This window comes from Ruegeria sp. BE9 (genome assembly GCF_056538765.1).
On sequence record NZ_JBQFTS010000002.1, the window covers coordinates 542,685 to 564,511 of the forward strand.

Sequence of the window (21,827 nt, forward strand, 5' to 3'; positions counted from 1 at the left end):
GTGGGTCTTGTAAATGATGGTTCGACCACGATCTTTTTATCAGAGCAGAAGTTAGAGGATTTGATCATGACATTTCCAAAGTTAGGCCAAGCTATCGTCGCCAGCGCAATTGCGCTGACAATTCTGGGCGGCCAAGGCCATGCCGGAACGGTTACAGGAACCGCTACCTATCGTGAGCGGATCGCTGTTCCGCCTGACGCAACACTTTATGTCGAACTTCAGGATGTGTCTTTGGCTGACGCTCCTGCGGTGTCTCTTGCTTCGAAACGCTACGCGATGAGTGGTGTGCCAGCTAAGTTTGAGCTGACGTTTGATGACGCCCTGATCAAAGATGGCCACCGCTATGTGGTGCGTGCCTCGATCAATCAGGGGCAAAAATTGCTGTTTACAACAGACACGGCCTATCCGGTTTTGACGGATGGGGCAGAAGACTCCACGGATCTTATGCTGGTGCAGGTTCAAGGGGGCGATATGCTTGAAAATACGCAATGGACGGCCGGCGTTTTGAACGGCGCACCTATTGAGGCAGAGCGCCGTCCCGAGATCGCGTTTGCCCAGGATGGCGCATTCTCCGGCAGCGGTGGGTGCAACCGGTTCAATGGTCAGGCCGAGATTTCAGGGGTGAATATCTCGTTTCCCGATAACATGGCCGCCACGTTAATGGCTTGCCCTCCGGACTTGGAGGAAGTCGAGCGTCAGTTCTTTGCCGCGCTGCCAACCGTCACCACCTACGCCATGGAAGGTGATGCGCTGGCCTTTCTGAATGCCTCCGGCGAGCCCGTGATCAAGTTCTCGCGCAAACAATAGTGCGAGGTCGCTACGCGACGGCTCTGGATCGCCCGGCGTTGCGGCCTGAGAAGATGCAACCGCCCAAAAACGAGCCTTCGAGCGCGTTGTAGCCGTGATAGCCACCGCCGCCGAACCCGGCAACTTCTCCGGCCGCGAATAGGCCGGGGACAACCTGACCATCTTCGCCGATCATCTGACTGTCCAAATTGGTCTGCAATCCGCCCAGGGCTTTGCGGGTCAGTACGTGCAGTTTCACGGCGATCAGAGGGCCATTGGACGGGTCCAAGAATTTGTGCGGTTTTGCGGTGCGGATCAGCTTGTCGCCACGGTAATTACGCGCGGCCAGAATGGCGGCCATTTGCGCGTCCTTGGTGAAAGGGTTGTCTACTTGGGAATCCCGAGCCTCGATTTGGGCGCGCAGGTGGGCTTCGTCGATCAGGCCGCCGCCCATCTGGTTCATACCGCTGACCAGTTCGGTCAGGGTATTGGCGACGATAAAGTCCTCACCATGTTCCTTGAACGCTTCGACAGGAGCAGTAGCCTTGGAACCCGTTAGGACGCGCTGAAAGAGAACTTCTTTCCACCCGCCCTCGGTCATGTCGGGATTCTGTTCAGAACCAGACAGGGCGAATTCCTTTTTGATGACCTTCTGGGTCAATACGAACCAGCTGTATTCGTAGCCGGTTTTCAGGATTTCCTTTAGTGTGCCCAAAGTGTCAAAACCCGGCAGACAAGGCGGCTTCAGCCTGTTGCCTCGTGCGTCAAACCACATCGAACTGGGGCCGGGCAGGATACGAATTCCATGTGACGGCCAGATTGGGTTCCAATTCCTCAGGCCCTCGGTGTAGTGCCACATCCGATCGCCGTTGATGACATGACCTCCGGCTTTTTCACTGATGCCGATCATGCGCCCGTCGACATGAAATGGGACACCGGCCACCATGTCTTTGGGTGGTTCACCCAGCCGATCTCGCGGCCAGTTCTTGCGCACCATCTCAAAGTTACCGCCGATTCCACCTGAGGTGACGATGACGGAAGGGGCGTAGACTTCGAATTCACCGACCTCGTCGCGGTTGGTCTTAGCGCCATGAGGTGCGGTGTCGTCGGCCAGAACCTCACCCGAGACCCCTTTGGCGCCACCATTCTGCATGATGATATGACTGACCTGATGGCGAAACTTCAATTCTATCAAACCCGCGCTCACGTGTTCACGTACACGGCGGATGAAGTGCTCCAACACGCCAGGGCCTGTGCCCCATGTGATATGAAACCGTGGAACCGAGTTTCCGTGACCATCTGCATAGGATCCGCCGCGCTCTGCCCAACCGACGATTGGGAACCAGCGCAGGCCCATCTCATGCAACCAGGGGCGCATTTCTCCGGCCGCGAATTCCACATAGGCCTCTGCCCATTTTCGGGGCCAGAGATCTTCTTCGCGGTCGAACTGGGCACTGCCCATCCAGTCTCGCAGGGCCAATTCGTGGCTGTCCTTGATGCCCATTCGTCGCTGTTCCGGAGTGTCGACCATGAAGAGGCCACCAAGGCTCCAAAATGCTTGTCCGCCTAGGAAGTGCCCGGGCTCTTGATCCAGCACGATCACCTTTTTTCCACGATCACCAAGCTCGGCTGCGGCTGCCAGACCGGCAAGGCCTGCTCCGACAACAATGGCGTCTGCAGTGTTATTGGTCATGTCTTGTCCTTTCAGCGACTGCGGAGCCACGCGATATACGGCAGGGCCACGACGTACATCATGATACCGTAAACGGCCGAGGGCAGGGCAAGTGTGCTGAATCCGGTCTCAGTCCCTGTGATCAGAGCTGCCAATGTGATGCCCAGCGTGGAGTTTTGGATGCCGGTTTCGATTGAAATGGTTTTGCTTTCTTCCAGCGAGAGTTTTGCAGCCCGGGCCAGCCCCAAACCGATTAGTAGCAAGGCAACATTCAGGAAAATCAGTCCCGCGCCCATCTTGCCGAGGTTCTCGACGAAAATCTGCCAGTTCCCAGCAAGGGCCGCGAGGACGATCAGAACGAACAGGACAACGGCCAGTTTTGAAAGTGGCCCGTCGATCCTTTGCGCTGTGTGGGGAAAGAAGTGGCGTAGACTGATTCCGATTACCACGGGCAAAGTGGTGATCAGGAACAGCGCAATGGCCAAGCCGGTGATTGAGACCTCTGGTGCATTTTCTCCCATGAAATGAGAGATCGACCAAGTGGCCAGAATTGGAACCGTCAGGATGGATAGCAGGCTGATGACAGCAGTTAAGCTGACTGAAAGCGCGACGTCGCCCTTCGCCAATTTAGACAGGATGTTACTGGTCACTCCGCCTGGGCAAAAGCTGAGCAGCATAAAGCCGACAGCGATTTCAGGCGGTAGAGCAAAGAGTTTGACCGTGGCGAAAGCCACGATAGGCAGCACGACAACCTGACTAAGTGCGCCGATGGCAAATGGGTAACCCCGGCTCAGGACGCGGCGAAAATCCGAGGCGTGTAACCCAACGCCCAAAGACAGCATGATTATGGCCAGCGAAAGCGGCAGGCCGACATTTATAAGCAGATCCAAGAACAACTCCTCCCAAAGTCGTCTCAGATCAACCTATGCGAAGGACGAAGGCAACCGCGCCGTTGGGTCACAAATATCGTTGAGCGAAACGACGCAGGATTTGACCAGGCTGAGTAACATCGGCGGCGTGGCAGATATCGATCAGACGCTGAGCGTCATCCGGCGGGAAATAACCAAAGTTCTTGTAGATGTTAATACGCTGCTCAAAGTCCCGCGCATCGGCCTCGGGGTGGAATTGAGTGGCGTAAACATTTTCACCCCAACGGATCATCTGAAACGGGCAGGGGGCCGATGCGAGCAAGTGCACGCATCCGTCGGGCAATGCCTGTACGGCCTCTTTATGGCCGACAAAAGCGTCGAAAGTTGGTTCCAACCCGGCGGTCAGTGGGTCACGTGCGCCTTCTTCGGTCAGTTCACAGGTTGAGGGGCCGACAGGTTCTCCGAACTGATCTTTGCTGACGTCGCCGCCCAAATGCGCTGCGAGAATACCCAAGCCATAGCAGCAACCCATGAACGGATGATCGTTCGCGGTAATCTGGGGCATCAGCCCCATTATCGCCGCTTCGATACGGGCATCCATTTGAGATTTCGTCGCCGGATCGTCACTGACGCAGCCGGGGCCACCGCCGACGATCACTCCGGCGTAATCCGTAACGTCCAGCCCCTCGGGCAGGTCTTCGCAATCCAGACGGATGCGATGTGTCTGTTCCGGTGACAGGCCAGCCTTATCTAGGATTGAAGCGAATTCGGCGTCCGAGGCTTCAGTCTCGGGGCGTAGCTGCAGGATCAGAAATCTTTTCATGCTGTGCCATTACCCGTCAAAGCGGCCAGAAGACAAGGATGGCGGGAATGGAAACCGCGACGATGAGGATTTCCAGTGGCAATCCCATGCGCCAGTAATCCCCGAACCGATAGCCGCCGGGGCCAAGCACCAGTGTATTGTTCTTGTGTCCGATGGGCGTAAGGAACGCTGCCGAAGCGGCCACAGCGACCGTCATCAGAAACGGGTCTGGCGAAACCTCAAGCGTACGCGCCATCTGGATGCCGACAGGGGCGGCGACGATAGCAGTGGCAGTGTTGTTCAACACGTCTGACAGCGTCATGGTCACGACCATCAATACCGTGAGAATCGCCCAGGCGGGCAGGCCGTCTGTAAGCTGCACCAAAGCGTTCGCGATTAGCTCAGTGCCGCCTGATGTCTCCAGGGCGCTGCCCAGCGGGATCATTGAGCCCAACAGCACGACCACCGGCCATTCGATATGGTTGTAAAGATCGGCAATCGGCATGATTTTGGTCAGAACATAGGCGACCACGACCAGGCCGAGCGCGATTGGCAAGTAGATTAATCCGACGCTGGCTGCCAGCACGGCGGCGGCGAACAGGCCAATCGCCAGCCACGCTTTATCATTCGCGGTGACATTCAGGCCCCGTTCAGCCAGTGGCAAACAACCCAGCCATTCGGTCACGTCCGCGCTGCGATCGCGAGGGCAAAGCAGCAGGAGGATGTCGCCGGCCTCAACCTCGGTCTTGCGAACCTGTTCGGTGATGCGGCGACCTTGGCGAGAGATTCCCATGAGAACAGTACTCTGCCGCCAAGCCAGCCCAAGCCCTTGTGCTGTGCGTCCAGTAATACGAGCGCTTTCAGTGGCGACAACTTCGATCACTTCAAGGCCGTCCCCTTCTGCGGTTAGCAACTCCTGACGGCGGGTGTCCGAAAAGTCTAAATTCAAGGCTGCTCGGAATTCATCCAACGCTTCGGGCCGAGCCTCAAGAACCAGCGCATCGCCTTGTTTCAGAGTGGCATGCGCAGATCGACCATAACGTCGTTTACCGTCTCGGATCAGGCCAATGATTGCGACGTCGGACTTCTCAGCAGCTTCATACAGCTCGCTGACGCGTTTGCCGATATGGGCTGACTCTGGCGGAATAGTCAGTTCCGCGATGTATTCAGCCAGTGCTTCGGTGCTTTCGGTCTGCGGACCTCGGTTTGGGATCAGCCGCCAACCAACCAGCGCCACAAAGGCCAAACCGGCGATCGCGGCCACTCCGCCGACCGGGGCAAAATCGAACATATGAAATGGCTCGCCCAGCGTCTCTTGCCGGATCGAGGCGATGATGATGTTGGGTGGCGTGCCTATCAGAGTTGCCATGCCGCCAAGAATGGTGGCGAAACTCAGTGGCATGAGTGTCAGGCCCACAGAACGCCCAGCCTTGCGTGCTGTTTGAATGTCGACAGGCATCAGAAGAGCCAGCGCAGCGACGTTGTTCATAAACGCCGACAGAACCGCACCAATGCCGCCCATCAACGCGATATGCGCACCTAAACCGCGCGACGCGTCAACCAATGTACGGGTAATCAGGAAAACGGCCCCGGATCGAACCAGTCCCGCCGAGACGACCAAAACCAAAGCCACGATAATCGTTGCGGGGTGGCCGAAACCGGCAAATGCGTCATCTACCGGCACTACCCCTAAGACAACGCCGATCAGTAGCGCAGAGAACGCTACCAGATCGTAACGAAATCGCCCCCAAAGCAGCATTCCGAACACAGTGGCGAAAAGAGAAAAAAGAATAATCTGATCTGTCGTCATGTCGTCACCATACCCGCAGCGAAGGTTGTCGCAAGCCGCTCTCTTGATCCTGCCCCCTGCAAACGTCTATATGAGCGCCGAACACGCAATCACGATGACGAGGACGCACTATGGCAGGCCACTCCAAATGGGCCAACATCCAGCACCGCAAGGGACGTCAGGACGCCGCGCGGTCCAAACTGTTTTCCAAGCTGTCGAAAGAGATCACTGTTGCCGCTAAGATGGGCGACCCTGATCCCGACAAGAACCCGCGCCTGCGTCTGGCGGTGAAAGAGGCCAAGTCGAACTCGGTTCCCAAAGACGTGATCGACCGCGCGATCAAGAAATCGGTTGCAGGAGAAGGCGACGAATACGAAGAAATCCGGTACGAAGGCTATGGCCCCAACGGTGTTGCAGTGATTGTCGAGACGATGACCGACAACCGTAACCGGACCGCGTCGACCGTGCGCTCGACCTTTTCGAAGAACGGTGGAAACTTGGGTGAAACAGGCTCAGTCGGGTTCATGTTCGAACGCAAAGGTGAGGTGGTCTACCCCTCTACCGTTGGTGATGCAGACACCGTTTTCGAGGCCGCCATCGAGGCCGGTGCCGAAGACGTCGAAAGCTCGGAAGAAGGTCACATCATTTGGTGCGCTGATACCGATCTCAACGACGTGTCAAACGCGTTGGAAGCCGCTCTGGGCGAAACCGAGTCGACCAAGCTGGTCTGGAAGCCGACCACAACGACCGAGCTGGGTTTGGACGATATGCAAAAGCTGATGAAGCTGGTCGATGCGTTGGAAGACGATGATGACGTGCAGCGCGTCACGACCAATTTTGAAGCTTCGGACGAGGTCATGGCGCAGCTTTGACGCTCATCTAATGATGCTCTTAAGACCCGGCCAATGGCCGGGTTTTTCTTTTGAGTGCTTTGAGTTCTTGGCCGTCTGCTTTGAACGCTTTAGGCTGAAGGGTGCACAGCATCGGCCCAATCGGGCGCTCGTGCCAGGTAGCGCAGGGCCAGAATGAAGATGACCGACAGCCCCACAATTCCAGCCAAGCGGAACATCCCGGTTTTGGCCGGGCAAAGTATCCTTTCACAAGTTGCCTGGACTCTGGGTAGTCCGTCGATCGTCTTACCTTTTCTCGCGGTGTCTCTTGAGCTGCCGATGTTCGTTGCGGGAGCGTTGGTTTCGATCCGGATGACCGGCAGTATGATCTCGGATGTTTTTCTGGCTCAGCCGATTTCCGCACGAGACCGTAAGAAACGCGGAATTGCCCTGACCGAGATTTCAATCGCGGCTTGCTTGGTGATGGCGGTATTGGTCGCTGCAACTGGTGTTGTGCCAGCTATAGCTATGGCATTTGTGGCGGCGTTTTTTCTGATTGGATTGATCGAAGAGATTCAGTCGCTGATGTACACAGATCTTTTGGGCGATCACGTGCAGTCCAAGTCACGAATGATCATGCACTATCTGCAACTTGGCGTTGGTGGATTAGGAGCAATTGGGCTGGCTTTGCTGGTGCATGAGGTCACAAAAGAAAACCCGCCGTTCTCGCGTCACTCAGCGGTCATCGCCGTTTCGGTTGCCTTCTTTGTGATGTCAGGTCTGTGCATTCTGGCGATGTCAGAGGGGGGGCGTGATCCTGTAATCAAGCAAGATACCCCGGTCCGAAAGCGAAAGCTGACAGAGAATTTCACAGACATTGCCGCCATGTTTAGTGAGGCTTGGTTTCGCCGTTACATGATTATGCGGTTGCCTTTGGTTGTGGTCTCACTGTCAGTGCCATTCTTTGCATTGATAGCTGCCGAGGCGCATCACGCTTCGGCCAAAGGTTTGACCGCAATGATAATTTCGTCGGCGTCCGGCTATCTGGTTTCGGCCCCTTTGTGGCAGCTGGTAAACATGAAATCGCACCGGGCGGTCATGGTAACGGGAAACTTGATGGTTGCCGGGACGGGGGCCGCGCTATTGTCGGTGCATTTTCTTGGTATCGACCACGAAGTTCATTTGCACGCAATCGCTCTGTTTATCGTAACTGTTGCCGTCACAGGAGTAAGCGGCGCACGCAAACTGTATTTCCTGGACGTTGCCCCAAAGGATCAGCGTGTCAAAGGTGCCGCCGCCATCAAGAGCATCTGTAGGATTACGGCGGTCATCTTGTCGGCTGCGCTGGCGGGGGTCGCACATATGCACGAAGTTGCCTGGGCGATCGTCTTTATCGTTTTGATTAGCCTGGTAGCTGCGCTATTGTGCTATCAGGTCGTCGTCCCGCACCAAGAGAAAGCAGCCGCTCATTGACTAGAGCGTATGCCTCAAGCGGATTCGGCGGCAACCTTCCGAACAGCGGTGGTCAAAGGTAAAAGGGCGGGGGCAAGTACACGACCAACTTGCCACGTTAGTGGAACGTCCAGCGGTGCATCTGGTACAAGCGGTTGTAGCCGCCCATCCTCGAGAGCGACTCGGGCAAGAGAGACCGGGTTCATCCCCCAGCCAAGCCCGGCGATTGCTGCCTCGACGAACCCTTGCGAGGACGGCAAATAATGTGAGGGCGGGGAAATCCGCTGGCCAGTCTGCGTAGTCATCCAAGTTTTTTGCAGCCCGTCCTTTCGGTTGAACGTCAGAATTGGAGCGCGTGAAAGGCTTTCCGCATTTACGCCATCAGGGAACCATTTGCGAATGAAAGCTGGGCTCGCAGTTGGGAGGTAACGCAAGTTCCCTAGGGAGATTGTATCGCAGCCTGCTACTGGTTGTCCGCCTACGGTTATGGCGGCGCTGACCTCACCGCGCCGCAGCCATTCTGCCGAGTGATCCTGATCATCGATCACCAGATCGAACAGTAGCCCGTCGGCCTGCGCCATGGCGTCAATGAACCACATCGCCAATACGTCGGCCGGTACAGCGACACGCACGCGCGCTGGCCCAGTCATTTGATCAATCGTTAGTTCACGGGCCAATTTGGCCTCGAGCAAGCTTATATCCTCAGCGTGCTGCGCAATCCTCAGCCCGGCAGGCGTGCCAGTACAGGGCGTGCCGCGGTTGATTAAAGCTGCCCCCACGCGATCTTCGAGAGCTTTGATCCGCTGTGAGATAGCCGAGGGCGTCACCGCCAGTTCTGCAGCCGCGGCGTCAAAGCTGCCGTGCCGCAAGATTGCAGACAGAGCGGACAGGTGATTGGGGTCAAGCAGCATTAGCAGTACTTAATCAAGGTGAGTATCTTTAATTTGATAGATGGAAGGAATGTCCGTAGTCAACATCTCCGAACACAGGAGGTTTCATGTCCACATCCCTGATCGCCGGTTTCGCCTTAGGCTTCAGCCTTATCCTAGCTATCGGAGCACAGAACGCTTTTGTTCTGCGTCAGGGATTGCGACGCGAACATGTTTTCCCACTGTGCCTGACCTGCGCCGTATCGGATGCCGTTTTGATCGCAGCCGGTGTCGCGGGGTTTGGAACTTTGGCGCATGTATTGCCATGGTTCGAAGCCGCAATGCGCTATGGCGGAGCGATTTTCCTGACGTGGTACGGGCTTCGCAGTCTGCACTCGGCATGGCGCGGTGGGGCCGCGATGGAATTGGCTGAAGGCAAACGCGCCAGCTTAAAATCAGTTTTGCTTACCGTGCTGGCCTTTACCTGGCTGAACCCGCATGTGTACTTGGATACGGTCGTTCTGATTGGTTCGATTTCTGCGCAATACGAGGACAGGCTGGCTTTTGCCATTGGAGCTATGCTGTCCAGTTTCGTGTTCTTCTTTTCGTTGGGGTACGGAGCAGGGGTCTTGTCGCCGGTATTCACTCGCCCCCGTGCGTGGCAGGTGCTGGACGCACTGATCGGCTTAGTCATGCTCGCGATAGCTGCTAAACTTGTTACCATGTGACGGGGTTGCCCCCGGCTGAGTTTCGGTGTTCAACCGTTAACATGGCAACTTTAACGACCCCATACCGACCGCTTGCGGGCATGTTCTGGATGTTTTCCGCCGGCTTGTCGTTTGTCGCTATGACCGCTCTGGTAAAATCATTGGGTTCGTCAATGGACCCGATTCAAGCGGCCTTCTTTCGGTTCGTCTTTGGTCTGGTTTTTCTTTTGCCTGCATTGCGGCTTTTACTGACAACTCATTTGACCCGCCGGCACCTCGTTTTGTTCGGAGTGCGAGGCATCGTTCACGCATTGGCCGTCATGCTGTGGTTCTTTTCGATGACTCAGATCCCATTGGCAGAAGTCACTGCGATGAACTACATGACGCCGGTTTACGTTACTCTGGGTGCTGCTCTGTTCTTGGGGGAAAAGCTGGCGTTTCGCCGGATAGCCGCGATTTTTGTCGCGTTGATTGGTGTCCTTATCATCCTGCGCCCGGGGTTCCGCGAGATTTCGGCAGGTCACATCACCATGCTGGGAACGGCGCTTGGGCTTGGCGGGTCGTATCTTCTTGCAAAGATACTGGTTCGGGATCTTCCGCCTTCGGTCGTTGTTGCTCATATGTCGATTTGGGTGACAGTTGTATTGGTTCCATTCGCGATAGCCGTTTGGACGCCACCAACCCTTTATGACCTTGGCATTTTGTTTCTCGTTGCCAGTTTCGCCACGGCGGGACACTATTTTATGACTCTGGCTCTAAAGGCTGCCCCAGTGGCGGTAACGCAGCCCGTGACGTTCTTGCAGCTGATTTGGGCAACCCTTGTGGGGGCGCTGGTGTTTCACGAAAGCGTCGATATCTGGGTCGTCGCGGGCGGCTCTTTGATCCTTTCCGCCGTCAGCTTTATCGCTTGGCGAGAGGCTGTTTTGAACCGAGGAAACTTGACTACACCCAGTATCGCGCCCAAAATTTAAGTGTTTCAGGCTGTGAAAGTCTTTATTGATTGACGAGTCAATAAAATCCCCCTAGCGTTTCCTGCACCAATCGTAATGAGGGGGAACGATGCCGAAACTCGGAATGGAGCCAATCCGTCGTGATGCGATCGTCAGGGCGACGATTGCCGAGCTTGGGTCGAAAAAATCCCTTGATGTCACTGTCAGCCAGATTGCCAAGCGGGCCGGAATGTCCAGCGCTTTGGCACATCACTATTTTGGCGGTAAGGATCAAATTTTCCTGGCTGCGATGCGCCGCATTCTGTCCGACTTTGGTGCAGAAGCGCGGGAAGAGCTAAAGGCAGCAGATCCAGAGCAACGGGCGCAGGCCATTATTCGAGCATGCTTTGCGCCGTCCTGTTTCACGCCGGACGTAATTGCGGCGTGGATGACGTTCTATGTGCTGGCGCAGACAAATGACGACGCTCTGCGCCTTTGGCAAATCTATCAGGCTCGTATCCGGTCCAACTTGACTGACGCTCTGCGCCCTTTGCTGAGTGATCCGGTCGAGGCGGCCGAAAACATGATCGCATTGATTGATGGCCTATACATCCGCGCTGCGCTGAGCGCCCCGGAAGAGCCGCAACTGGCTGTAAACCACGCACTGCGTGTCCTCAACACTCTGCTCGAGGCTGAAAAATGACAAAACCAAACATTCTGATCCTGATGGTGGATCAGCTAAACGGAACCCTCTTTCCCGACGGTCCCGCAGAATGGCTGCATGCACCAAACCTGAAAAAGCTTGCCGAACGGTCGGCTCGGTTCAAGAATGCTTACACGGCCTCGCCTCTTTGCGCGCCCGGACGCGCGAGCTTTATGTCCGGTCAGCTGCCTTCGCGTACTGGCGTCTATGACAACGCAGCTGAGTTCCGCAGCGATATCCCAACCTATGCGCACCACTTGCGCCGTGCCGGTTATTACACTTGCCTATCGGGCAAGATGCACTTTGTGGGCCCCGATCAGTTGCACGGGTTCGAAGATCGTCTGACGACTGACATCTACCCCGCCGATTTTGGCTGGACCCCGGATTACCGCAAACCGGGTGAGCGGATTGACTGGTGGTATCACAACATGGGCTCGGTGACGGGCGCAGGCGTGGCCGAGATTTCCAACCAGATGGAATATGACGACGAGGTTGCTTACCACGCCAAGGCCAAGCTCTATGATCTGGCGCGTGGGAATGACGACCGCCCTTGGGCCATGACCGTCAGCTTCACACACCCTCATGACCCTTATGTGGCGCGCCGCAAGTATTGGGACCTCTATGAGGATTGCGAGCATCTGCTACCCGAAATTTCGGATCTTGGGTACGATAATCAGGACGCGCATTCTAAGCGTATCTTCGACGCCAATGACTGGCGCAACTTCGACATCACCGAAGAAGATATCCGCAAGTCGCGTCGCGCCTATTTTGCGAATATCTCGTATCTGGACGACAAGATCGGTGAAATCCTCGAAGTGTTGGAGACTACCCGCCAAGAGGCCATCATCATGTTCGTCTCGGACCATGGTGATATGCTGGGTGAGCGCGGCTTGTGGTTCAAGATGACCTTCTTCGAAGGCTCTTCGCGTGTGCCGCTGATGATCTCGGCCCCGGACATGCCTGCGGGTCTGATCGAAACGCCCGTGTCGACAATCGACGTGACCCCGACGCTAGGGGCTCTGGCCGGAGTTGATATGGCCGAGATCGCGCCATGGACGGATGGTGAAGATCTTGTTCCCTTGGCCAAAGGCGAAGAGCGGACAGCCCCGGTCGCCATGGAATACGCGGCCGAGGCATCATACGCGCCTCTGGTTTCGTTGCGCTATGGCAAATGGAAATACAACCGCTGTGCTTTGGACCCTGATCAACTGTTTGATCTTGAGGCCGATCCACACGAACAAACCAACCTTGCCGACGACCCGGCACATGCAGGAACGCTGGCGACGCTGCGCGCTAAATCCGATGCGCGCTGGGATCTGGATCGGTTTGATGCCGATGTCCGCGCCAGCCAAGCCCGTCGCTGGGTCGTTTATGAGGCGTTGCGCCAAGGTGGCTATTACCCATGGGATTACCAGCCGCTTCAGAAAGCGTCTGAGCGCTACATGCGAAACCACATGGACCTGAACATCGTCGAGGAAAGCCAGCGCTTCCCTCGCGGCGAATAACTTCTTCATCTTTTAGCAAATACCCCCGCCGGAGCCGAACAGGGCTTTGACCAAAATCCTGGCCCGGCGGGACACAGGAGACCTGAATAATGGAAGCAGATTTTGTCATCGTAGGCGCAGGATCCGCCGGATGCGCGATGGCCTATCGTCTGAGCGAGAGTGGGGCCTCGGTGCTGGTGATCGAGCATGGCGGCACCGATGCTGGCCCGTTCATCCAAATGCCGGCGGCGCTCAGCTATCCGATGAACATGTCGCGCTACGACTGGGGGTACCAGTCCGAGCCGGAGCCGCACCTGAACAACCGTCGTCTGGCTTGTCCGCGCGGCAAGGTGATTGGTGGGTCTTCTTCGATCAACGGTATGGTCTATGTACGAGGCCACGCACGCGACTTTGATACTTGGGCCGATATGGGGGCCGACGGTTGGTCCTATTCTGACGTCCTGCCGTACTACAAACGCATGGAAACGTGGCACGATGGCGGCCACGGTGGTGATCCTACCTGGAGAGGCACCGATGGTCCGCTGCATGTCTCACGCGGTCCGCGTGATAATCCGCTGTTTCAGGCATTTGTCGATGCAGGGAAGCAGGCTGGTTACGAGGTAACCGGAGACTACAACGGCGAGCAGCAAGAGGGCTTTGGCCCTATGGAGCAGACCGTCTACAAAGGGCGGCGCTGGTCTGCGGCAAATGCGTACCTGAAGCCTGCGCTCAAGAGAGACAATTGCGAAATCGTAAGGGGCCTTGCGTCGCGGGTTGTGATTGAGAACGGTCGCGCAACGGGCGTTGAGTTGATCCGCGGTGGCAAGAAGGAAGTCATCAAGGCGCGGCGTGAAGTTGTATTGGCGGCATCGTCCCTCAACTCACCCAAACTGCTCATGCTCTCGGGAATCGGTCCGGCAGCGCATCTGGCCGAGCATGGAATTGAAGTTGTCGCGGATCGGCCGGGCGTGGGTGCAAACCTTCAGGATCACCTTGAACTTTATATCCAGCAGGCCTCGCTTCAGCCGATCACGTTGTACAAGCACTGGAACCTGTTCAGCAAAGGTTTGATCGGGGCACAGTGGCTGTTCACCAAAACCGGGCTTGGTGCCTCAAACCAGTTCGAGAGTGCAGCGTTTATTCGGTCGAACCCAGGCGTTGAGTATCCAGACATCCAGTATCACTTCCTACCAATCGCTGTCCGTTATGACGGGCAAGCGGCAGCCGAAGGGCACGGGTTCCAGGCGCACGTTGGGCCAATGCGCTCACCATCGCGCGGGGCGGTCACGCTGCGTTCGGCCAAGGCCGAGGATGCGCCGGTGATCAAGTTCAACTACATGAGCCATGAAAAGGATTGGGAAGACTTCCGGACCTGTATCCGTCTCACCCGTGAGATTTTTGGTCAGGATGCTTTCAAACCCTATGCTGGCAAGGAAATCCAACCCGGATCCGACGTTCAGACTGACGAAGAGCTGAACGGCTTTATCGCGGAACATGCCGAAAGCGCTTATCACCCCTGTGGGACTTGCCGCATGGGCCGGGCTGATGACAAGAACGCGGTTGTTGATCCTCAAGGAAGGGTTATCGGGGTGGATGCGCTACGCGTTGCTGACAGTTCGATCTTCCCGCAGATCACCAACGGCAACTTGAATGCGCCGTCGATCATGGTCGGTGAAAAAATGTCTGATCACCTTTTGGGTAAGGATACCTTGCCAAAAGCCAACGATCGTCCGTGGATTCACCCGCAATGGGAGACTGCGCAGCGCTGATTCAGCGCAGGACTTGATCCGCGTCAAAGCGGGGGTGTGTGGCGTTGCTTATACCTGAATCGCAACGACATATTTAAGGAGCGAACAGGAATGTCCCACACCCCGCATGAGTTGGCCGAAGAGTTTCCGGACAAGGTCGAGCTGATGAGCCAGCTCAAGCAAACCGATGCCCATTTTGCCCGACTGGCGGATGAGTATCATGAGATCAACCGCACCGTTCATCGCGCCGAAACCAATGTTGAGCCGATGGAAGATCTTGCCGAGGGTGAGATGCGTAAAAAACGTGCGGCGCTCAAGGATGAAATCTGGGCGATTTTGTCGAAGGCTTGAGGTGAAAGGGCGGGGGCACTGCCCCCGTCACTGTAAGCCCTGGTTACTCTGTGTTGGCTGAAGTTCAGGTGACTTCGTAGGGCAGAGTGCCGCGGGTATGCGCGTCAATAGACAGGCGCCGTTCCAATGGCGGTACCGACCGTTGGTGACATGTTTGCCGCTCGCAGATCCGGCAAGAGATGCCTATGGGTTCGTAGGCGCTGGCATTGTTGATATCGAGGTTGTCCGCGTAGACCAGCGCTTCGGCATGACGGACTTCGCAACCGAGGGCGATGGCATAACGGCGCACAGGTGCGCCGTAGGACCCGCCCGATTTCGACACATCCCGAGCGAGCGAGATATAGCGGACGCCATCCGGCGTTTCCGCGAGTTGTCGCAGGAAATGGCCCGGGGTCTCGAAAGCGCGGTGGACATTCCAAAGAGGACATGCGCCTCCAAACCGGGCAAATTGCAATCGTGTGGCTGAGTGGCGTTTAGTGATTGTCCCCGCCTGATCGACCCGGACGAAAAAGAAAGGGATGCCTTTGGCGCCCGGGCGTTGCAGCGTCGAAAGCCTGTGGGCCACCTGTTCAATTGATGCGCCAAAACGGTTGCTGAGCAATTCCAGATCGTGCCGGTATTCCTGCGCTGACGCCAGAAAGACTCCGTATGGCATCAACGAGGCCCCGGCGAAGTAGTTCGCCAGACCGATTTTTGCAATCGCGCGAGCCTCTTCGCTTTGGAATTTGGCAAAGTCCAGTGTCGCCTCAAGCAGCTTGTCTTGGCTAATCAAGGCGACCTGCAGCAACAGTTGAAACACTTGCGTCTGCGGAGCCGTTCGCGACGATAAAAGAAGCGTCTTACTATCGGCATCGAACTTACGTGTCTCTTCGATCTCAACGAACTGCACCCGAATTCCCCGTTCAGCAAGGCTTTCGATTGCCGCTGCCCTTACACCGCCCGAAGCCTCAGCGCGTTCGGCAAACCGTTCGGCGGCCCGATCAACCGCGTCGATATAGTTGTCGCAATAGTGGAAGAAATCTCGGACCTCTTCCCACGGGCTGGCTTGAATCTGAGCGTCTTCACGGCCAAGGGCCTCATCCAGAGAAGCCAGACGTTCATGAGTTTGCCGATACGTCCTGTGCAGAGCAATGAATGCCCGGGCCAGTGCTGGAGCGTTTGAGGCTGTGAGTCGCAGATCAGCCAATGGGGGAATTGCGTCGTCAAACACGGGGTCTGCCAATGCTTCGCGCATGTCCGAGACCAAACGCTCGCTGTCGCCGGTGCTCAGTTCGGTCACGTCCATTCCGAATTCCTGAGCTAACGCCAACACGACTGTTGTTGAAATCGGCCTGTTATTGTTCTCCATCTGATTCAGATAAGGGAGCGAAACACCAAGTTTGGCCGCAAATTCTTTCTGCGTAAGTGTAAGGCGCGTGCGCATTTCGCGCAGTTTCGCACCAGCGTAGAGCTTTTGGGTCGCCATAGCGTGCCTTTGCAACTTTCCTAAAGTCGCAAGCTAGCTTTGCAAAGTCTCTCGTGCAAGGCGTGTCACAGGCCGAGTTGGCGTTCGCGGCGAATGACGATGGCAATTGCGCCGATCGCCAGGGCTGAGGTTGCCAGCATTAGCCATAACAGCGGCATTGCGCCCGTTTCTTGAGTGAGCAGGACACCGGCGAATGCGCTCAGGCCCGCTCCACCGCCCAGCATGATCGCTCCGCTCAAGCCCGACGCGGTAGCCGCCAGATGGGGGCGGACGGACAAAGCGCCAGAGGTCGCGTTGGGTATTGTCATGCCATTTCCGACCCCAACAAATGTCATGAAGCCAAAGAAGCTAAGCGCCGAGCCGTAACCCGCCAAGAACAAGGCAGCTGATATCGCAACGCCGATTGCATTTAGCCAACATCCCCAGAGGACCATTCGATTGACGCCGAACCGAACGGAGTATCTGCCGCTAAAAAAGTTCCCAAAAAAGTAGCCAAGCGCCGGGGCTCCGAAGTACACGCCGAGCTCCGCAGCAGAGAGGCCGAACAGTTCGGTGCCAATGAAAGGTGCGCCACCTAAATACGCAAAGAATGAGCCTGACGAAAACGCGGACGACAGCGAATACCCCCAAAACCGCGGCGACCGGAGCAGTTCCGGGTATTCCCTGAATTGCTGTACCAAAGTCTTGCCGCTCTTGGCGCCGGTTTCACCAAAGTCGGCGAAGGTTAGCAGGAGTGTTAGAACCCCAAGCCCGAAGGGCAGCCAGAAATTAGCTTTCCAGCCGAAGCTCTCTTCTAAAATCCCGCCGATGGCCGGGCCGATCATTGGGACGACGGCCATTCCCATCGTGACATAGCCGATCATCGATGCGGCCTGATCTTGATCATAAAGATCGCGAACCGCAGCGCGACTCAACACCATCCCGACGACCACAACCGCTTGGCACATTCTAAATGCCAGAAACAGCTCAGCATTGGGCGCATAGATGCATCCGAGCGTGGCAACCAGAAATAAAGTCAATCCCCAGAGCAAAACAGGCCTGCGACCGGCCTTATCTGCAATAGGTCCGATCAGGATCTGCAGAACCGCGTTCACCAAAAGGTACAGTGCAATCGACAATTGCATAACCTTGTAGTCAGTCTGAAAGTGCAGGGCCATATTCGGCAGGCTGGGCAGGAACAGGTTCAGGCTGAGTGCCGAGAGCCCTGACAGCAAAACCAATGTTGAAATCGTGGGAGGCGACCGGTGCGCCGATGATGAACTGAACTGCATGGTTCACATGTATAGTGACCGTTTCAGGGAATGCTATCCAAGACAGTGTTTCAATCTGAAACTTAGCAAGTTTACAATTTTCCAGAAGTTAGTTGCCATATATTTGCAAATTTGCCGAAAGATGCTTTGGCCCTGTTGCTTATGCGTATAGTGTCTCGCCAAATTTCACAGGGGATTATCGCCATGAAAGACATCCTGTCCGAGCTTGAAGACCGCCGCAACGACGCGCGGTTGGGAGGTGGGCAAAAGCGCATCGACGCGCAGCACGCGCGAGGAAAGCTGACTGCCCGCGAACGGATTGAGTTGCTGTTGGACGAAAACAGTTTCGAAGAGTTCGATATGTTCGTTAACCATCGCTGCACCGATTTCGGGATGGAAAAACAAAAGCCTGCGGGTGACGGCGTCGTCACCGGTTGGGGCACAATCAATGGTCGAATGGTGTATGTGTTCAGCCAGGACTTCACCGTTTTCGGTGGGTCTCTGTCAGAAACCCATGCGCAGAAAATCTGCAAGATCATGGATATGGCGATCCAGAACGGCGCGCCAGTGATCGGAATTAACGACTCGGGTGGCGCGCGAATCCAAGAAGGCGTGGCCTCTCTGGCGGGCTATGCGGAAGTATTCCAGCGCAACATCATGGCCTCGGGCGTGGTGCCGCAGATCAGCGTGATCATGGGCCCCTGTGCGGGTGGCGCTGTTTACAGCCCCGCTATGACCGACTTTATCTTTATGGTCAAAGATACGTCCTACATGTTCGTGACCGGCCCGGATGTTGTGAAAACCGTAACTAACGAGGTTGTGACCGCGGAAGAACTGGGCGGAGCGTCCACCCACACCAAGAAGTCTTCGGTTGCCGATGGCGCGTTTGAAAATGATGTTGAGGCATTGGCCGAAGTGCGCCGTTTGGTCGACTTCTTGCCGCTCAACAACCGCGAGAAACCTCCGGTGCGTCCGTTCTTTGACGAACCTGACCGCATTGAGACCTCGCTGGACACCCTGATCCCCGACAACCCGAACACGCCGTACGACATGAAGGAGCTCATCACCAAAGTGGCGGATGAGGGAGACTTCTACGAGATTCAGGAAGACTTCGCCAAGAACATGGTCACGGGCTTTATCCGTTTGGAAGGCCAGACCGTCGGTGTAGTTGCAAACCAGCCGATGGTTCTAGCTGGTTGTCTGGACATCGACAGCTCGCGCAAGGCTGCGCGTTTCGTACGCTTCTGCGACTGTTTCGAGATCCCGATCCTGACCCTGGTCGATGTTCCAGGCTTCTTGCCGGGCACTTCGCAGGAATATGGCGGCGTCATCAAGCACGGCGCGAAACTGCTGTTTGCTTATGGTGAAGCGACAGTTCCAAAGGTCACCGTGATCACCCGCAAAGCCTATGGCGGTGCATATGACGTTATGGCGTCGAAACACCTGCGTGGTGATTTCAACTATGCTTGGCCCACGGCAGAAATCGCTGTGATGGGTGCCAAAGGCGCGACCGAGATCATTCACCGTGCTGATTTGGGTGATGCCGAGAAGATCGCTCAGCACACGCAGGATTACGAAGATCGCTTTGCGAACCCCTTCGTCGCCGCCGAGCGTGGTTTCATCGATGAGGTCATCATGCCGCAATCGACCCGCCGCCGTGTCTCGCGCGCGTTCGCCAGCCTGCGGAATAAGCAGCTGAAGAACCCGTGGAAAAAGCACGACAATATTCCGCTGTAAGGAAGTCGCATCGTGCATGGTGCTGGCCAAGTGCCTCTTGGGGATTTTCCCTTGGACTGGCCAGCAAAAACCTGCCGAGCGGCAAGTTTGACTTTGAGACTAAAGTTGGTAAATGACACGTCTTGTCAGGCATAGAAAAGCGCGGGCGAATAGCCAAGCGCGCGCGACTCCGGAGAGAGGAGCTCGTCCCCGACGGGTCTGGAGTCGCGCCTTTATCCTGCCACTGATCTTTTGGTCTTTTCCGGCTCTTTCAGAAACTCGGCCATCGCTGCCGGTCCCGTCTGGGCAGCCTGTTCATCTGAGTGATGTGCTTTTGGATGACAATCCAGGAGAGCTCTGGGTGCGGTTTCGCTTTATCGCGCCCAAGATTGGTTACACCGCCGGTCGGATCGGAATTGATGTCGCTGCAGTGGACATGGAGCATTTGTGCCAGACCCTCGCGATCGCATACGTAAAGCGCTACGAGCTTGAGCCGGCGCGGGTGGTGATCTCATTGTCTGACCGCCCAATTGAGTTTGGGCATTCTTCGCCTGATGCCACTCAGTTCTTCGAGGAATTCCTTTTACAGGACACCCAATGTGTCTGGGATGGGGGGATTTGATCATGGTTGTCACCTGCAACATTTTCTGCGCATCCCCGTGGTCCTTGATGAACACAAATGTAGAGGGGCTAAAATGCTGAAGCATCGCGGTTTTCCAGGGCGTCTTGCCGGCACAGATTTCCAATTCACCATCCGACGGGCGAACCCCAAGGGCGTTACCCCCCTGACACGACGTGAACGTTTTCGGGACCGTAAACCCGCAGATCGCCGCGCTGACGCAGGATTTATGGAAGCTTTGTGGGAGCACTTTGGCGACCAACCGTTTGAGCGTGGCAACTTGGATGCCGGACGCCTGAGCTGGTTGTTCGAGAGAGAGGTCGTTCCGGCCGAAGATCCGTTTGATCCGGCCAGCTATGATGCGCTTTTGGTCATTGATCCGGATGTGGCCCGTGTCTCGTTCCCTGATATTTTCGATAGGGTCCGTTGAGCCGTGCAATCTTCTGTCGCATATGTGCCTACGAAACAAACCCTGCCCGAAGTCGGGCAGGGCGCGGCCGTGCGTTCAGAAGTTCAACTGTGCGGCCATCTGGACCCGGTTGCCGTCAAAGGTACGGCCGGTCGAGGCGTCGTTCCGCTCGCCATAAATGTACTCGGCGCTGAGGGTCAGATTGTCCGTCGCTTTGTAAAACGCGTTGACGTGGACGGTCTCAAGCTCAGTAAAGGCCAGCGTGCCAGTCGAGGTGGGGAGGTCGTAATCCTCTTTGCCGTAAGCGATGCCGACATTCCATTTTGCGCCAATGTCTTGGCGGAGCTCAATCGTGTAGCCGTCAACATCATTGGCCTGACCGTTGACGATGGGATCACCAAGCCCGATCAGATAGGGCCCCAGCGCTTCGCCGGTCACATAGTTGACTTGGAACAGACCGCCTTTCCAAGGGCGGACCGAGCCGGACAGAGTAAAGCCGGTCTGATCAACCTCGACACCACCGCTTTCGGCCTTGCCATACAGGGCAGATGCTCGGGCAATGTATTTCCCATCATTGTACTCCGCAGAAGCGGTCAGAGCCGGATCCCGAGAGTTCGAACCGCTGACGTTTTCTTCAACCGAAACAGCAAAGCTCGTTTTGGTTCCGAACGTGTTGGTGTAGCGGACCTGTGGAACACGGGCGAAAGCAATCCCCACAGGACCATTGAATTCAACCGAGGTCGGGTAGGTGTCCAAGGGTTGGAAATTGGTCCAGTACTGACCAATCAGCCAAGCGTCGCCAACGCGGATATTGGCGTGACGCAATCGGAATTCGGCTGTTCCGTTCGAGGCGAACAGGTCAACCTCCAATTGGCCGGCGATGTTGCCAAGATCAGTTGGCGTGCTGGTGCGCAACCCAATCCGCGACTGACGAGCTGTGGCCCCAAAGGTGCCACTGGTCGCGGCAGACGGCTCACCAATGACGTTTACGAATGCAGTGTCCCCCTGATCGAATTCGAAGTCGTAAAAGAAATCGGCCTTAACATAGCCGTAGACGTCCAAAGTCGTGTTTCCGACGCGCAGATCACCAGTGCCCGAACCGGGGTTTGTGGCCTCAAGCGCTTCGACGCGGGCGCGCAACGCGTCCAACTCGGCCTGTGTCTGCGCGTCGTCTGCAAATGCCAGAGTGCCGGTCACACCAAGAGCAGAGGCAGCGAGCAGGAGTGCCTTTTTTCTGATTGTAATCATATGGGTATTTCCTTGTATGCGAGTGTGCACCGGCACCGTTCCACGGGTCGCAATCGCAGGGAAATCACGACAACGGGACGAAAAAGCCTTCGTTTCTCGAGAAAAGTTGTGCGAGAGAACGCGCCCGCT

20 protein-coding genes are annotated in these 21,827 nt (G+C 56.3%); 12 read left to right on the forward strand and 8 right to left on the reverse strand.

Going from position 1 to position 21,827, the window contains the following annotated elements; genetic code table 11:
• Positions 1-66 precede the first annotated feature (66 nt).
• Entirely contained in the window at positions 67-807 is a 741-nt protein-coding gene (locus tag ACR0EO_RS09315) for a YbaY family lipoprotein (RefSeq protein ID WP_480689173.1), read from the forward strand.
• Positions 808-817: 10 nt separating this feature from the next.
• Here the strand turns inward: ACR0EO_RS09315 and ACR0EO_RS09320 are convergent, their stop codons facing one another.
• The 4 genes from ACR0EO_RS09320 to ACR0EO_RS09335 all read right to left on the reverse strand — a co-directional run bounded on the left by ACR0EO_RS09320 (position 818) and on the right by ACR0EO_RS09335 (position 5,939).
• Positions 818-2,479 carry an FAD-binding dehydrogenase gene (locus ACR0EO_RS09320; RefSeq protein ID WP_480689175.1) on the reverse strand — a complete coding sequence of 554 codons (1,662 nt, stop codon included), beginning with the start codon at positions 2,477-2,479 and terminating at the stop codon, positions 818-820.
• A gap of 11 nt (positions 2,480-2,490) precedes the next feature.
• A complete protein-coding gene (locus ACR0EO_RS09325; protein WP_480689177.1) occupies positions 2,491-3,348 on the reverse strand; it encodes a bile acid:sodium symporter family protein in 858 nt (285 codons plus the stop codon).
• 67 nt (positions 3,349-3,415) lie between these two features.
• Entirely contained in the window at positions 3,416-4,150 is a 735-nt protein-coding gene (locus ACR0EO_RS09330) for a glutamine amidotransferase (RefSeq protein WP_480689179.1), read from the reverse strand.
• Between the two features lie 16 nt (positions 4,151-4,166).
• Complete coding sequence (locus tag ACR0EO_RS09335) at positions 4,167-5,939, reverse strand: SLC13 family permease (RefSeq protein ID WP_480689181.1); 1,773 nt, start codon at positions 5,937-5,939, stop codon at positions 4,167-4,169.
• Positions 5,940-6,049: 110 nt separating this feature from the next.
• Between ACR0EO_RS09335 and ACR0EO_RS09340 the strand changes: the two genes are divergently transcribed.
• Positions 6,050-6,790, forward strand: coding sequence for a YebC/PmpR family DNA-binding transcriptional regulator (locus ACR0EO_RS09340; RefSeq protein WP_480689183.1), 741 nt, complete (start codon positions 6,050-6,052; stop codon positions 6,788-6,790).
• A gap of 153 nt (positions 6,791-6,943) precedes the next feature.
• Positions 6,944-8,221 carry an MFS transporter gene (locus ACR0EO_RS09345; RefSeq protein WP_480689185.1) on the forward strand — a complete coding sequence of 426 codons (1,278 nt, stop codon included), beginning with the start codon at positions 6,944-6,946 and terminating at the stop codon, positions 8,219-8,221.
• 14 nt (positions 8,222-8,235) lie between these two features.
• On the opposite strand, the gene ACR0EO_RS09350 is transcribed toward ACR0EO_RS09345, so the two are convergent.
• Complete coding sequence (locus ACR0EO_RS09350; RefSeq protein WP_480689187.1) at positions 8,236-9,111, reverse strand: LysR family transcriptional regulator ArgP; 876 nt, start codon at positions 9,109-9,111, stop codon at positions 8,236-8,238.
• 86 nt (positions 9,112-9,197) lie between these two features.
• Between ACR0EO_RS09350 and ACR0EO_RS09355 the strand changes: the two genes are divergently transcribed.
• From ACR0EO_RS09355 to ACR0EO_RS09380, 6 genes are all read left to right on the forward strand, one after another.
• Complete coding sequence (locus ACR0EO_RS09355; protein ID WP_480689189.1) at positions 9,198-9,797, forward strand: LysE/ArgO family amino acid transporter; 600 nt, start codon at positions 9,198-9,200, stop codon at positions 9,795-9,797.
• A gap of 41 nt (positions 9,798-9,838) precedes the next feature.
• The gene (locus tag ACR0EO_RS09360) at positions 9,839-10,747 is read left to right on the forward strand and encodes a DMT family transporter (protein WP_480689191.1); all 909 of its coding nucleotides are present in this window, start codon (positions 9,839-9,841) and stop codon (positions 10,745-10,747) included.
• Between the two features lie 88 nt (positions 10,748-10,835).
• Positions 10,836-11,408 carry a choline-binding transcriptional repressor BetI gene (gene betI / locus ACR0EO_RS09365; RefSeq protein ID WP_480689193.1) on the forward strand — a complete coding sequence of 191 codons (573 nt, stop codon included), beginning with the start codon at positions 10,836-10,838 and terminating at the stop codon, positions 11,406-11,408.
• Positions 11,405-12,913 (forward strand): choline-sulfatase, encoded by a 1,509-nt coding sequence (gene betC, locus ACR0EO_RS09370; protein WP_480689195.1) that lies wholly within the window; start codon positions 11,405-11,407, stop codon positions 12,911-12,913. The genes betI and betC overlap by 4 nt, the downstream gene beginning before the upstream one ends.
• 89 nt (positions 12,914-13,002) lie before the next feature.
• Positions 13,003-14,661, forward strand: a complete 1,659-nt coding sequence (gene betA, locus ACR0EO_RS09375; RefSeq protein ID WP_480689197.1) for a choline dehydrogenase — start codon at positions 13,003-13,005, stop codon at positions 14,659-14,661.
• Between the two features lie 90 nt (positions 14,662-14,751).
• Positions 14,752-14,991: an HP1242/YdcH family protein gene (locus tag ACR0EO_RS09380; protein ID WP_480689199.1), complete on the forward strand. Its 240-nt coding sequence runs from the start codon at positions 14,752-14,754 to the stop codon at positions 14,989-14,991.
• A gap of 64 nt (positions 14,992-15,055) precedes the next feature.
• Here ACR0EO_RS09380 and ACR0EO_RS09385 read toward each other — a convergent pair whose 3' ends face one another.
• Positions 15,056-16,456: a helix-turn-helix domain-containing protein gene (locus tag ACR0EO_RS09385; protein WP_480689202.1), complete on the reverse strand. Its 1,401-nt coding sequence runs from the start codon at positions 16,454-16,456 to the stop codon at positions 15,056-15,058.
• A gap of 65 nt (positions 16,457-16,521) precedes the next feature.
• Complete coding sequence (locus tag ACR0EO_RS09390) at positions 16,522-17,727, reverse strand: multidrug effflux MFS transporter (protein WP_480689204.1); 1,206 nt, start codon at positions 17,725-17,727, stop codon at positions 16,522-16,524.
• 183 nt (positions 17,728-17,910) lie between these two features.
• Here ACR0EO_RS09390 and ACR0EO_RS09395 point away from each other — a divergent pair, with 183 nt between their 5' ends.
• From ACR0EO_RS09395 to ACR0EO_RS09405, 3 genes are all read left to right on the forward strand, one after another.
• Complete coding sequence (locus ACR0EO_RS09395) at positions 17,911-19,443, forward strand: acyl-CoA carboxylase subunit beta (protein ID WP_480689206.1); 1,533 nt, start codon at positions 17,911-17,913, stop codon at positions 19,441-19,443.
• Positions 19,444-19,555: 112 nt separating this feature from the next.
• On the forward strand, positions 19,556-20,044 hold the full coding sequence (locus ACR0EO_RS09400) for a DUF6497 family protein (protein WP_480689208.1): 489 nt from the start codon (positions 19,556-19,558) through the stop codon (positions 20,042-20,044).
• 73 nt (positions 20,045-20,117) lie between these two features.
• Positions 20,118-20,471, forward strand: a complete 354-nt coding sequence (locus tag ACR0EO_RS09405) for a hypothetical protein (RefSeq protein ID WP_480689210.1) — start codon at positions 20,118-20,120, stop codon at positions 20,469-20,471.
• Between the two features lie 75 nt (positions 20,472-20,546).
• Here the strand turns inward: ACR0EO_RS09405 and ACR0EO_RS09410 are convergent, their stop codons facing one another.
• Positions 20,547-21,698 carry a DcaP family trimeric outer membrane transporter gene (locus ACR0EO_RS09410; protein WP_480689212.1) on the reverse strand — a complete coding sequence of 384 codons (1,152 nt, stop codon included), beginning with the start codon at positions 21,696-21,698 and terminating at the stop codon, positions 20,547-20,549.
• Positions 21,699-21,827 lie beyond the last annotated feature (129 nt).